Source organism: Planococcus shenhongbingii (assembly GCF_030413635.1).
In the GTDB taxonomy this organism is placed as follows: Bacteria; Bacillota; Bacilli; order Bacillales_A; family Planococcaceae; genus Planococcus; species Planococcus shenhongbingii.
In genome coordinates this window covers 24,417-38,541 of the sequence record NZ_CP129235.1, presented here as the reverse complement: position 1 = coordinate 38,541, position 14,125 = coordinate 24,417, and the positions used below count along the sequence as shown (strand labels likewise).

Here is a 14,125-nt window from a genome sequence, read left to right as displayed (position 1 = left end):
TCAAATTCTCGGCCATTTTTATACTTGATTACTGTGGCTGCCGGGCTAATTCTTCATGGAATTGCAGTTCAATGGACTTTTTCAAGTGCTTTTCAAGATGTTTTTTCTGTTTTTCTGCCTGGTATTGTTCCGGCATCCAGTCACTATTGCACTCTATTTCAAACACAAGTTGTCCTGCTGTCGGCTCTTCAATTCGAATGGCTTCAATAATATTCCGCTTGGTTGCATTCAAACTGTAAGCAAGTTTGACGATGGCTCCAAACAGACTGTATTTTGCCAGTTCATCTTTCGTGAACCAGTCTTCATAAAGCGAGGCATTCCGTTTGAAAACTTCCCGGTTTTTAAAAGAAGCAATTAATGCTACTGTCATGCGGTCTTTATGCAATAACCCATCAATTGTGCGGTTTGCCAATAAATAAAATGTATGTTGATGGCTTGCTTCCGCGTCAATATAGGATCCAAGATTATAAAGTGCGCTGCCCAAACGAAGGTACTTCAGATCTTTAGAATCCAGAACAAAGACTTTGCACTTTTCCAGTTCATTGAAAATCATCATGGCATTCTTGCTGACATGAGAAGCATGATTCAAATTGATGTCAAAATCACTTGCCAATTCATAAAAACTTTCCTCCAAAACGTTCGGGAAAATGGAAAGCTCAAATTCTTTCGTCATTTCTTCATAAAATACGCCGTCTCTAAGCCCTTTTCTGCTTAAAGCAAATTTATTTGTTTCGATATAATCCATCAAATAAGAAAAAACCTCAATAGCCGGTATAATGATGTCTGCGCGGTCTCTTGTCAGGCCTTCCAAGCGCTGGATTTCAGGAAAATCCATGCTCAACAGCAGATTTTGCACACCTTTAACGTTTTTAGCCGTCATCATATATTGGTGAATACCTGCAACCGGGTAGCCGATATATTCCTGATGGATCTGGGCTAGGTTCCGTGCACTTCCCCCTATTCCAATCAGCGGCAGCTTTTTATTAGCAAGCCATGGCAAGGTTTGGAACTGTTCTTTTAAAAATTTGCGAAGCGTCTTTAGTTCTTGCGAAGTGGGGAGGTCCTCTTTGATAAATTGCTGTTTTAAAGACAATGCTCCAAACGGAAAACTATAGAAAAAGATTAATTTCCGATTTTGAAAATAAGTGATTTCCGTGCTTCCTCCACCAATATCCACTGTAATGCCATTTTCAAAAGGCGTAGAATTTACGACTGCCAGAAAGCCGTAATTTGCTTCCTCATATTCAGACAAAATCCGCATCGAGAAATCTGTTTCTTTTTCAACACGCTCTAAAATTTCCTCTTGATTAGTAGCTTGCCGAATCGCTGCAGTAGCTACACATCTAATTTCCTTCAATTTATGATGTCTCGTTACTTCCTGGAAACCTTGAAGAGTATGTATCAATACATTGATTCCTTCAGTTTCCAGATGTCCATTCTCCGACAAATAATTGCGCAAACGGGCAACAGCTTTAACGTTTTCACTTTCTGTCAATTTCCCACTTTTGTCGCGTGTGTAAATGACAAGCCGCATTGTATTTGAGCCGATATCTACAATTGCATACTTTTCCTGATCCAACATAATTTCCACATCCCGCCCCTGTAAAATTTCGTATACTATATCATACCCATTTTTCAGAAATTATGACTAATTTGTTGCAGGCAGTACACAGATTAATTTTTCTTCTAAGCGAAGGTCTCCTTGAATCTGAGCCCCTGTCGACAGATAATCCATCAATCCTTCCAGTTTATCCATGGTCCATTTTTCACCAGGAACAATCAAAGGCACGCCAGGCGGATAAGGAATCACCATGCCAGCCGAAATCCGGCCAAACGCTTTTGTATAAGAAATCCACTCCCGTGCTTCCATATCGAGTTGCGCATAAGAGATTTCAGGAACGCTGATATTCTGTTGGATGGGCATTTTCACTATAACCGCTTCACGAGGTGCTTGTGTTAAAGCTTGCACCGCTTCTTTTATACGGCTGCGGACCTCTGCAAAAGGATAGCTATGCGGCTGTTTTAATAAAGGCAAAATCAGCAGAACCTGATAAGGATCTGCCAGTTCTGCATGGATTCCCACCTTTTCCAATTCTTTTTTTAATTGAAAGCCGCTATTATATTCGCTTCTAAGCATCAGTTTTAAAGGATCGTCCGATTCAAAAACTCCAAGTTTTGGAATGCTCTTTAACCCCTTCACAAACTGTTCTCTTTTATCTTCAAAATGCCGCATGTCCGGCTGCGTATAATTTTGAACAAATGCCCGTGCATCGTCCAGCGAAGCCATAATAAGATAAGAGGGGCTGCTGGATTGCAGCATTCTTAAATACTTCTTGATTTTTTCTGCATTTACTAAATTCCCTTTTACATGTAAGAATGACCCCATTGTCATAGCTGGCAAAGTTTTATGCGCTGAATGCACCACTACATCCGCTCCAAGCGCCAACGCTGAAGCAGGATAGGGTTCGCCGATTTGAAAATGGGCACCATGCGCTTCATCGACTAATACCGCGATGCCTTTGGAATGGCAAAGAGCGATAGTTTCTTTTAGTCCTGCTGTTGCCATACCGTAATAATTAGGATAAGTCAGAACCACCGCCTTTGCTTCCGGGTAAGCTGTTACCGCTGCTGCAATATCTGCAAAGGCTACTCCAACAGCAGTCAACGATTCATCGTCCCATTCAGGCGCTACATAAACCGGCCGTGTTTTTGCTAATTCAAGTGCATGAAAAACTGATTTATGGGAATTTCGCTGAACAATTACTGTATCGCCTTCTTTGCAGACGGCATGTATCATTGCCAAATTGCCTACTGTCGACCCATTAACGAGGAAAAAGCTTTCATCCGCTCCGTAGGTGGCTGCCAGCAGGCTCTGTGCGTCACGAATAGCTTCTTCGGGATAATGAAGATCATCTAAACCGGTAACTTCTGTTAAGTCATAAGAAAGGGCTGTACGGATTGCTTGTGGCAAGCCAGATAACTCGCCGTTCTTATGGCCTGGCACATGAAATGAAATCGGCAGTGGCTGCTGAAATGCAGTTAAAGCTTCTACTAAAGGTTTTCGATGCGTCATGATTTTCATCCTTACGTTTTTTTTCATTATGTTTAGTATATATGAAAGCAATAAGTTACGCTGTGCATCTGATGAGCGTCAATCAAAAACTTATTTAACGAAAACACAAAAAAGCCGTTGCCGGGAATGCCGGCTACGGCTTTTTCTTCTTACAGGGCCCAGCAATGTCCTACTCTCGCAGGGGGAAACCCCCAACTACCATTGGCGCAAAAGAGCTTAACTGCCGTGTTCGGGATGGGAACGGGTGTGGCCTCTTTGCCATCATCACTGGACATGAGTGCTTGCGCCCTCAAAACCGGATATGCGACAGTTGAAACAAACAGTTTGGTTAAGTCCTCGATCGATTAGTATTCGTCAGCTGCACGCGTCGCCGCGCTTCCACCCCGAACCTATCTACCTCATCGTCTTTGAGGGATCTTACTTGCTTGCGCAATGGGAAATCTCATCTTGAGGGGGGCTTCGTGCTTAGATGCTTTCAGCACTTATCCCGGCCACACATAGCTACCCAGCGATGCCCCTGGCGGAACAACTGGTACACCAGCGGTGTGTCCATCCCGGTCCTCTCGTACTAAGGACAGCTCCTCTCAAATTTCCTGCGCCCGCGACGGATAGGGACCGAACTGTCTCACGACGTTCTGAACCCAGCTCGCGTACCGCTTTAATGGGCGAACAGCCCAACCCTTGGGACCGACTACAGCCCCAGGATGCGATGAGCCGACATCGAGGTGCCAAACCTCCCCGTCGATGTGGACTCTTGGGGGAGATAAGCCTGTTATCCCCGGGGTAGCTTTTATCCGTTGAGCGATGGCCCTTCCATGCGGAACCACCGGATCACTAAGCCCGTCTTTCGACCCTGCTCGACCTGTCCGTCTCGCAGTCAAGCTCCCTTGTGCCTTTACACTCTGCGAATGATTTCCAACCATTCTGAGGGAACCTTTGGGCGCCTCCGTTACTCTTTAGGAGGCGACCGCCCCAGTCAAACTGCCCGCCTGACACTGTCTCCCACCCCGATCAGGGGTGCGGGTTAGAATTTCAATACAACCAGGGTAGTATCCCACCGACGCCTCCCCCGAAGCTGGCGCTCCGGGCTCAAAGGCTCCTACCTATCCTGTACAAGTTGCACCAAAAGTCAATATCAGGCTACAGTAAAGCTCCACGGGGTCTTTCCGTCCTGTCGCGGGTAACCTGCATCTTCACAGGTACTATAATTTCACCGAGTCTCTCGTTGAGACAGTGCCCAGATCGTTACGCCTTTCGTGCGGGTCGGAACTTACCCGACAAGGAATTTCGCTACCTTAGGACCGTTATAGTTACGGCCGCCGTTTACTGGGGCTTCAGTTCGCACCTTCGCTTGCGCTAAGCACTCCCCTTAACCTTCCAGCACCGGGCAGGCGTCAGCCCCTATACGTCACCTTACGGTTTGGCAGAGACCTGTGTTTTTGCTAAACAGTCGCCTGGGCCTATTCACTGCGGCTCTCTCGGGCTTTTCACCCTACCAGAGCACCCCTTCTCCCGAAGTTACGGGGTCATTTTGCCGAGTTCCTTAACGAGAGTTCACTCGCTCACCTTAGAATTCTCTTCTCGCCTACCTGTGTCGGTTTGCGGTACGGGCACCTCCCGCCTCGCTAGAGGCTTTTCTTGGCAGTGTGAAATCAGGGACTCCAGGGCATACGCCCCTTGCCGTCACCGCTCAACGTTATGGAAATGGGATTTGCCTCATTTCCCGCCTCACGGCTTGGACGCGCTCAACCAACGGCGCGCTCGCCTTATCCTTCTGCGTCCCCCCATTGCTCAAACGGCGGGGAGGTGGTACAGGAATATCAACCTGTTGTCCATCGTCTACGCCTATCGGCCTCGACTTAGGTCCCGACTGACCCTGAGCGGACGAGCCTTCCTCAGGAAACCTTGGGCATTCGGTGGACGGGATTCTCACCCGTCTTTCGTTACTCATACCGGCATTCTCACTTCTAAGCGCTCCACGAATCCTTCCGGTTCCGCTTCAACGCCCTTAGAACGCTCTCCTACCACGGACATCGTTGATGTCCATCCACAGCTTCGGTAATCCGTTTAGCCCCGGTACATTTTCGGCGCAGTGTCACTCGACCAGTGAGCTATTACGCACTCTTTAAATGATGGCTGCTTCTAAGCCAACATCCTGGTTGTCTAAGCAACGCCACATCCTTTTCCACTTAACGGATATTTGGGGACCTTAGCTGGTGGTCTGGGCTGTTTCCCTCTTGACTACGGATCTTATCACTCGCAGTCTGACTCCCAAGCATAAATCACTGGCATTCGGAGTTTGTCTGAATTCGGTAACCCGGGATGGGCCCCTAGTCCAAACAGTGCTCTACCTCCAGGATTCTCAATCTTGAGGCTAGCCCTAAAGCTATTTCGGAGAGAACCAGCTATCTCCAGGTTCGATTGGAATTTCTCCGCTACCCACACCTCATCCCCGCACTTTTCAACGTGCGTGGGTTCGGGCCTCCAGTAAGTGTTACCTTACCTTCACCCTGGACATGGGTAGATCACCTGGTTTCGGGTCTACAACTGCATACTCATTCGCCCTGTTCAGACTCGCTTTCGCTGCGGCTCCGACTTCTCATCTTAACCTTGCATGCAATCGTAACTCGCCGGTTCATTCTACAAAAGGCACGCCATCACCCATGAACGGGCTTTGACTAGTTGTAGGCACACGGTTTCAGGATCTGTTTCACTCCCCTTCCGGGGTGCTTTTCACCTTTCCCTCACGGTACTGGTTCACTATCGGTCACTAGGGAGTATTTAGCCTTGGGAGATGGTCCTCCCGGATTCCGACGGAATTTCACGTGTTCCGCCGTACTCAGGATCCACTCAGGAGGGCACGCCTTTTCGGCTACGGGGCTGTTACCCAGTGTCGCGGACCGTTCCAGGTCGCTTCGCCTAACGCGTGCTTTTGTAACTCCGTATTGAGTGTCCTACAACCCCAAGAGGCAAGCCTCTTGGTTTGGGCTGTTCCCGTTTCGCTCGCCGCTACTCAGGGAATCGCATTTGCTTTCTGTTCCTCCAGGTACTTAGATGTTTCAGTTCCCTGGGTCTGCCTTCTCATGTGCTATGAATTCACACATGGATCCTGCCCCATTACGGGCAGGGGGTTCCCCCATTCGGAAATCTCCGGATCAATGCTCACTTACAGCTCCCCGGAGCATATCGGTGTTAGTGCCGTCCTTCTTCGGCTCCTAGTGCCAAGGCATCCACCGTGCGCCCTTTCTAACTTAACCAAGTTGGTTACATAGAAAGTCGACCGATCGCTCGGTCTCATCACTTGTGTTGCGTTGTTTCGTTTGTTTCAATGTCGTCATATCCAGTTTTCAAAGAACAAGGTTGAAAGTCACAAAAAAAGGCATCGCTGCCAAGGTGTGAACCTTCAAAACCGAACGCAAAACGTCAACCGGAACCGTGAGGTTCCGTTCCGAAGTAATCCTTAGAAAGGAGGTGATCCAGCCGCACCTTCCGATACGGCTACCTTGTTACGACTTCACCCCAATCATCTGTCCCACCTTCGGCGGCTGGCTCCACAAGGGTTACCTCACCGACTTCGGGTGTTACAAACTCTCGTGGTGTGACGGGCGGTGTGTACAAGGCCCGGGAACGTATTCACCGTGGCATGCTGATCCACGATTACTAGCGATTCCGGCTTCATGCAGGCGAGTTGCAGCCTGCAATCCGAACTGAGAACGGTTTTCTGGGATTGGCTCCCCCTCGCGGGTTGGCGACCCTTTGTACCGTCCATTGTAGCACGTGTGTAGCCCAGGTCATAAGGGGCATGATGATTTGACGTCATCCCCACCTTCCTCCGGTTTGTCACCGGCAGTCACCTTAGAGTGCCCAACTGAATGCTGGCAACTAAGATCAAGGGTTGCGCTCGTTGCGGGACTTAACCCAACATCTCACGACACGAGCTGACGACAACCATGCACCACCTGTCACCGCTGTCCCCGAAGGGAAAGCCTTGTCTCCAAGGCGGGCAGCGGGATGTCAAGACCTGGTAAGGTTCTTCGCGTTGCTTCGAATTAAACCACATGCTCCACCGCTTGTGCGGGCCCCCGTCAATTCCTTTGAGTTTCAGCCTTGCGGCCGTACTCCCCAGGCGGAGTGCTTAATGCGTTAGCTGCAGCACTAAGGGGCGGAAACCCCCTAACACTTAGCACTCATCGTTTACGGCGTGGACTACCAGGGTATCTAATCCTGTTTGCTCCCCACGCTTTCGCGCCTCAGCGTCAGTTACAGACCAGAAAGTCGCCTTCGCCACTGGTGTTCCTCCACATCTCTACGCATTTCACCGCTACACATGGAATTCCACTTTCCTCTTCTGCACTCAAGTCCCCCAGTTTCCAATGACCCTCCACGGTTGAGCCGTGGGCTTTCACATCGGACTTAAAGGACCGCCTGCGCGCGCTTTACGCCCAATAATTCCGGACAACGCTTGCCACCTACGTATTACCGCGGCTGCTGGCACGTAGTTAGCCGTGGCTTTCTGGTAAGGTACCGTCAAGGTGCCGGCAGTTACTCCGGCACGGTTTCTTCCCTTACAACAGAGTTTTACGATCCGAAAACCTTCATCACTCACGCGGCGTTGCTCCGTCAGACTTGCGTCCATTGCGGAAGATTCCCTACTGCTGCCTCCCGTAGGAGTCTGGGCCGTGTCTCAGTCCCAGTGTGGCCGATCACCCTCTCAGGTCGGCTACGCATCGTGGCCTTGGGAGGCCGTTACCCCCCCAACTAGCTAATGCGCCGCGGGCCCATCCAGCAGCGACAGCGTGAGCCGTCTTTCCGTCGGCTCCCAGGCGGGAGCCGAACCTATCCGGTATTAGCCCCGGTTTCCCGGAGTTATCCCGAACTGCAGGGCAGGTTGCCCACGTGTTACTCACCCGTCCGCCGCTGAAAACTTGGAGCAAGCTCCAAATTTTCCGCTCGACTTGCATGTATTAGGCACGCCGCCAGCGTTCGTCCTGAGCCAGGATCAAACTCTCCATTATAGAAGAAATTGATTGCTCAATGTTCTGCTGGCGTCTCGCCATCCCGAAAGATGCACGAGTCGCTTTGATCTAGCACGCTTGATCAGTAATTTTTTGCGCGGGCCGTTTTGCGCGGCCGTTGCGATTTCGTTGACGTTTTGCTGTTCAGTTTTCAAGGTTCAGGTTTTGTCGTTTTCTTCAGCGACAACTTTATTAGTATAACTTATTTCGAAATCATTGTCAACCACGAATTTCGTTGTATGTTTGATTTCATTAGCCGCGTTTCTTAGAAGTATTATTGTTACTTCAAACGACAACTATATTAGTATAACTTAATTACTCATCAATGTCAATTGCTTTTCACACATTTTTATTCCCTTAGTTTTTTGGGACGCTTTTTAATATACCAGGCATGAAAAGCTGAGTCAAAGATTTTGATTTATCCATTTCAAATAACTTGCCTTCTTTTAAGTTCCTTCTATAAGAAGAGCCCAATTCAATCCATAAATAAAAAGCAATGCTGGAGGAGCCATTGCTTTTATTGGAATTTCAAATTACGGATTCGCGCTTCCTTTAATTAAGAAAAGACATTTGCTTTCAGCAATCTTCGGGTCGACACTGCCAAACACTTCATGGTTGCCCCCAGCTTTTCTAATGCCAGCGCACTTCCCCGTTCTTCTTTTGTTTCAACAAACCGGCGAATCAATTGTTCATCAAACTCTTTTTTCAATTCCCTCTTTTTGAAAACACGCTTGTCGATCTCTTCTTTACAACTCACGTCTGCCTTCCATTGCTTTAGATAGCGTAACTTCATCCGCATACTCTAAGTCTCCCCCAACTGGCAGGCCGTGAGCGATGCGTGTAGTTTTGATCCCGGAAGGTTTGACTAGGCGGGAAATATACATGGCCGTTGCTTCTCCTTCGATTGTCGGGTTCGTTGCCAAAATCAACTCTTCCACAGTTTCATCCTGCAGCCGCTTCAATAGAGAAGGAACGTTGATGTCTTCCGGGCCAATTCCGTCCATTGGAGAAATTGCTCCTTGAAGAACATGATACAGACCTGTGTAATCGCGCATTTTTTCCATTGCGATGACATCCTTTGGATCCTGCACTACACAAATCGTTGTCCGGTCACGTGATTGGTCTTGGCAAATCATGCATGGATCAACATCGGTGATATGCCCGCACGTTGAACAAAAACTCAAATTCCTTTTCGCATCCACTAACGCTTTAGCGAAATCAAGAACCGTGTCTTCTTTCATCCCAAGCACAAAAAATGCCAGCCGGGCAGCTGTTTTCGGCCCGATTCCTGGCAATTTCATAAAGCTTTCCATAAGTTTCGATATTGGCTCTGGGTAATGCATTCTGTTTACCTCCTAGAACATGCCAGGAAGATTTAACCCCTTAGTGAATTTCCCCATCGTGGAATTCGCATGTTCTTCCGCTTTTTTAAACGCTTCGTTTGTCGCAACGATCAATAGATCTTGAAGCATTTCTACATCTTCCGGGTCTACTACTGATGGATCTAAAACTACATCAAGCACTTCTTTGTGTCCGGATACAGTGACTTTCACCATTCCGCCGCCAGCTGATCCTTCAAATTTCAATGTTCCCAGTTCTTCTTGGGCTTCCGCCATTTGTTTTTGCATTTTCTGCATTTGTTTCATCATGCCTTGCATATTTCCGCCACCGCGCATAATAGTTTCCTCCTTTAGGTTGTTTATTAATCGTCGTGAATTTCAACAAAGTCTTTGCCAAATAACCGCTCTGCTTCAGAAATAAACGGATCTTCTTCCGCCACTGATCCATCAGCAGAGAAAGGATGCTGTTCTTCAGCTTCCGAATGCTTCTCTTCTGACCCTGATTTCAATCCGCTGTTTTTAATAAACTCTTCACGGATTTTCAACCAGCTTTCATCCGGCACAAAAATTGGTGTGTAAGCCTTACCCGTATACTGTTGAAGAAGCTGGCTAAAAGCGACAGCAAAAGTCTGATTATCTGAAGCCATCTGGCAATGAATATCATACTTGAATTTTAACACAAAAGCATCTGCTGAGGCCGCTACTGGCTCCGCTTCATTCAATAAAGCCGCATGTGATTTCTGCAATTGCCCCATGACCGTCGACCAGTTGGTTTTGATCGCTTGGATATCCGGCTTCGTCGCATTCTTCAATACATCCTGAATGCGGCCCACCGGGATTTTATAACTGCTTTGAGACCGCTGCCGGCGCTTTGGTTCAGCGCCTGCCGCTGGAGTTGCCGCAACAGCCCCATTTTTCAATTGTTGTTGAAGTTGAATAATCAGTTGCTCCAATTGATTAACTTTTGCTTCCAGTTCCGGAGATGCTGATCCTGAAGAAACGGCGACCGGTGCATCTGCCTGCACCATTTTCAATAATGCTGTCTCCAAATAGATTTTTGTATGATTGGAGAACCGCATTTCCTGCTGAGTTTTCGTCAATACATCAATCCATGCATAGAGAGTTGCTGATTCGAATTGCTTCGCCAACTCTTCAAACCGTTCTTCGTGCGTAGCAAGCTCCAGCATATCGTGCAAATCCGGAGCCGTTTGAATCAATAATAAATCCCGGAAAAAAGTGATGAAATCTTCTACCAGCCGGACTGGGTCTTTCCCGTCACGGACCAGCTGTTCCAGTAGAGTCAACGCTTGGCCAATATCTTTTTCGACCAATGCTCCCGCCATCTCATAGAATACATCCTGGCTTATGGAGCCGGTCACAAGCAGTGCATCTTCAATCGTCATTTCATCACCGCTGAATGATACTACTTGATCCAGCAAGCTGAGTGCATCCCGCATTCCGCCCGCTGCTGCTTGGGCAATAACTTTCAACACTTGCTCGTTATAAGGAAGGCCTGCGTCCGTTAATACTTCAATCATCCGTTCCACAATATCCGCTTGCGACAACCGTTTAAAATCAAAGCGCTGACAACGGGAAATAATGGTAAGCGGCAGTTTATGCGGCTCTGTAGTCGCCAAGATAAATACAACATGCTCCGGCGGCTCTTCAAGCGTTTTCAATAAAGCGTTAAAGGCACTATTGGAGAGCATATGCACTTCATCAATAATATAAATTTTAAACCGGGAATTTGCCGGAGAAAACCGGACTTTTTCAATGATTTCCCGCATTTCTTCCACTCGGGAGTTGGATGCGGCATCAAATTCAATGACATCTGTATTGGATCCTTCGGTAATGCTTTTACAAGAACTGCATTCATTGCAAGGTTCTGCCACAGGTGCCTGTTCACAGTTGAGTGCTTTCGCAAAAATTTTAGCTGCACTCGTTTTCCCTGTCCCCCGCGGACCTGAGAATAAATAAGCATGAGTTGTCTTATTGTAAAGGAGAGCATTTTGAAGGGTTTGTTTAATATGCGACTGACCTGACATTTCAGAAAAGGACTGCGGCCGGTACACACGATAAAAAGCTTGATACGCCAACGTTTTTCTCTCCTTTTGTTAAAAGTGTTTTCCGTCCTTCAATTATATCATAAATGGTGGTTCCTTCTGAATGATTACTTCCTGGCTAATATACTGGCATGAATAAAACGCCAGTAAAAAACCTGTCCGCATATTTGCGGACAGGTTTTATTTTAAAGTTAATGCCGTGCACCTTTCTTTGACTGCTGCACACAAGCGTTACCCTTGTCGTTAGCTCGATCTAGGCAATCCCGCGGCACATGAAAAGTTCCACTTAATGCTGCTTCCTTCCGGACCTGACATGGTTCATGGGTTTCCATTGCGCAGGACCCAAACGTCAACACTACGTGCAAGGGGCAGACCCTGCACACAAACAGCCTAGGAAAGGGATTCAGTCCTGCTAAAGCGGATTGCAGGTTACAGGACACCGCTATCTTCCCACCTAGCACGGCATTTATTAGTATACGAATGTTTTCTGAAAAAATCAATCCGTAAGCCTTAAAGAATATAAATTCATTTTAAAGCTGGGCTCCGCATAAAAAACAAGCTTATATAAGTTGGACTAAAATATCCTTTTATACACTGCTTTGGCCGCTTTGTGCAGGGCAAAGACTCGTGCTCCCGCGATAAGCCGGCGCTGGATAAGCTTTCTAAAAGAGAAGACCATTTGATTGCTCACTTAAATATGGAGTTGTTTTGCGGAATACCAACGGCTACAACTTATACCATTAAAAAATTCTTTTTTAAAAAGATTACCGAAAGTGTTGACAGCAAGTTTCTCTTTATGATAAATTAATTCTTGTCTGATACGGAGGAATACCCAAGTTTGGCTGAAGGGATCGGTCTTGAAAACCGACAGGGGAGTCAAATCCCGCGGGGGTTCGAATCCCTCTTCCTCCTCCATTTTTTGAATTTACACGCGCATATAAATTCGAGATTGGATTCGTTACGAAAGTAGCGAATTTTTTTAGGACTTACATGTCTGAAGATTTCGATACATAAAAGATGACTTAACAAGCAGAAGGCTTACCGCCTTCTGCTTTTTTTATTGCCTTTATTATTTCCCGGGAAATAATAATACCCCAGCCTACAATAGACTGGGGTATTAGCTTATTTTTTCAATAAAGATGTTTGCTGCATGAAGTTGCCGATTCGTTCTACGATGCGTTCCTTGCAGTCTGGATCATTCATTAAGTCATATTCATTAATGTTTAAACGCAGAACCGGACAGCCGTTAAACGAGTTAATCCACTTCTCATAGCGCCCGTGCATTTCAATCCAATATTCAACCGGCGTCTGCTGCTCCATCAGACGGCCTCGTTCCTGGATGCGGCCTAAAATATCTTCAATCGACCCTTCTAAGTAAATCAACAAGTCCGGGTGCGGGAAATAAGGAGTCATAACCATCGCTTCGAACAGATTCGTATACGTTTCATAATCCACGTCATTCATTGTGCCTTTTTCCCAGTGCATTTTTGCAAAAATGCCAGTATCTTCATAAATCGAACGATCTTGGACAAAACCGCCGCCGTATTCAAACATGCGCTTTTGCTCTTTGAAGCGTTCTGCCAGGAAATAAATTTGAAGATGAAAACTCCATTTCTCAAAATCATCATAAAATAAATCCAGATAAGGATTGGCATCCACTTTTTCAAAAGAGGTGCGGAATTGAAGTGCGTCTGCTAACGCCTTAGTCATCGTTGATTTGCCGACACCTACCGTACCGGCAATTGTAATTACGGCATTTGCCGGAATACCGTATTTTTCACGTAAATTCATATTGTTAAACTCCTTTGTTTTAAGGTTTCATCCACTTTGCTTAAAATCAGACGTAAATCTGGTTCATTCTGGACGAAATCCATGTCATCGCCATTAAACCGCAACACCGGAATTTCCGGATGTTCGCGTTCAAAACGTTCAATAAATTCATGGTAATCAGCCAGCAGCTGTTCCATATAGGCCGGGGTAATCATTTTCTCGAATTCACGCCCACGCATTTTGATGCGTTTCATCAGTGTTTCAAGGCTGGCATGCAGGTAAATCACCATATTGGGTGCTGGCATATCTGCTGTTAGGATCTTATAGATGGCTTCGTATTTGGCATACTCAGCTGCCGGCAATGTGCGCTTCGCAAAAATCAAGTTCTTGAAAATATGATAATCCGCTGCGACAGGCTCACGTTTAGAGATGAATTTCTTTTGAATATCAGACAACTGCTTATAGCGGTTGCATAAAAAGAACATTTCAGTCTGGAAACTCCATTCCTCAATGTCTTCATAAAATTTAGTAAGAAACGGATTTTCATCGACAATTTCTTTTAACATCTGAAATTGATGGTGGTCAGCAATTGCTTTTGCCAGTGACGTTTTGCCAACGCCAATCGGACCTTCTACCGTTATAAATGGCACCGGCATGGGAAGTTCCCCTCTTTCTGTTCAAGTGTTGTACAGTGCCATTCATTTTAACACAGACTTCCTTTTAAAAATAGAAAAAAAGCATGCCCTAATTTAATGGATAGACGCTTTCAAAGTTTTCCCTCGCTGATCTTAGGCTTTGCTTAAGTGGCCAACACTTTTTATTCTTTTCCCCTCTGTAAGAGAAGACTTCTTTATTTTTGCTGTT

8 protein-coding genes, 1 tRNA gene, 3 rRNA genes and 1 other RNA gene are annotated in these 14,125 nt (G+C 46.6%); 1 reads left to right on the top strand and 12 read right to left on the bottom strand.

Annotated features, from left to right (window positions below; translation table 11 throughout):
* Nucleotides 1-28: 28 nt before the first annotated feature.
* From ppx to ffs, 10 genes are all read right to left on the bottom strand, one after another.
* On the bottom strand, nt 29-1,582 hold the full coding sequence (gene ppx, locus QWY16_RS00155; protein ID WP_300993202.1) for an exopolyphosphatase: 1,554 nt from the start codon (nt 1,580-1,582) through the stop codon (nt 29-31).
* A 66-nt stretch (nt 1,583-1,648) separates the two neighbouring features.
* On the bottom strand, nt 1,649-3,073 hold the full coding sequence (locus tag QWY16_RS00150) for an aminotransferase class I/II-fold pyridoxal phosphate-dependent enzyme (protein WP_300990878.1): 1,425 nt from the start codon (nt 3,071-3,073) through the stop codon (nt 1,649-1,651).
* A gap of 156 nt (nt 3,074-3,229) precedes the next feature.
* Nucleotides 3,230-3,345, bottom strand: a 5S ribosomal RNA gene (gene rrf / locus QWY16_RS00145).
* 52 nt (nt 3,346-3,397) lie between these two features.
* Nucleotides 3,398-6,330, bottom strand: a 23S ribosomal RNA gene (locus QWY16_RS00140).
* 207 nt (nt 6,331-6,537) lie between these two features.
* A 16S ribosomal RNA gene (locus QWY16_RS00135) occupies nt 6,538-8,088 on the bottom strand.
* Together the 16S, 23S and 5S rRNA genes form the textbook arrangement of a ribosomal RNA operon.
* A gap of 556 nt (nt 8,089-8,644) precedes the next feature.
* The gene (locus tag QWY16_RS00130; RefSeq protein ID WP_300990877.1) at nt 8,645-8,845 is read right to left on the bottom strand and encodes a hypothetical protein; all 201 of its coding nucleotides are present in this window, start codon (nt 8,843-8,845) and stop codon (nt 8,645-8,647) included.
* A complete protein-coding gene (gene recR, locus QWY16_RS00125; RefSeq protein WP_300990876.1) occupies nt 8,835-9,431 on the bottom strand; it encodes a recombination mediator RecR in 597 nt (198 codons plus the stop codon). The genes QWY16_RS00130 and recR overlap by 11 nt, the downstream gene beginning before the upstream one ends.
* 12 nt (nt 9,432-9,443) lie before the next feature.
* A complete protein-coding gene (locus QWY16_RS00120) occupies nt 9,444-9,764 on the bottom strand; it encodes a YbaB/EbfC family nucleoid-associated protein (protein WP_300990875.1) in 321 nt (106 codons plus the stop codon).
* Nucleotides 9,765-9,790: 26 nt separating this feature from the next.
* Nucleotides 9,791-11,524, bottom strand: a complete 1,734-nt coding sequence (dnaX, locus tag QWY16_RS00115) for a DNA polymerase III subunit gamma/tau (protein ID WP_300990874.1) — start codon at nt 11,522-11,524, stop codon at nt 9,791-9,793.
* Nucleotides 11,525-11,688: 164 nt separating this feature from the next.
* An RNA gene (gene ffs / locus QWY16_RS00110) (signal recognition particle sRNA large type) lies at nt 11,689-11,954 on the bottom strand.
* A gap of 359 nt (nt 11,955-12,313) precedes the next feature.
* Between ffs and QWY16_RS00105 the strand changes: the two genes are divergently transcribed.
* Nucleotides 12,314-12,406 (top strand) — tRNA-Ser (locus tag QWY16_RS00105).
* Between the two features lie 207 nt (nt 12,407-12,613).
* Here the strand turns inward: QWY16_RS00105 and QWY16_RS00100 are convergent.
* Nucleotides 12,614-13,282, bottom strand: coding sequence for a deoxynucleoside kinase (locus QWY16_RS00100; RefSeq protein ID WP_300990873.1), 669 nt, complete (start codon nt 13,280-13,282; stop codon nt 12,614-12,616).
* Complete coding sequence (locus tag QWY16_RS00095) at nt 13,279-13,917, bottom strand: deoxynucleoside kinase (protein ID WP_300990872.1); 639 nt, start codon at nt 13,915-13,917, stop codon at nt 13,279-13,281. The genes QWY16_RS00100 and QWY16_RS00095 overlap by 4 nt, the downstream gene beginning before the upstream one ends.
* Nucleotides 13,918-14,125 lie beyond the last annotated feature (208 nt).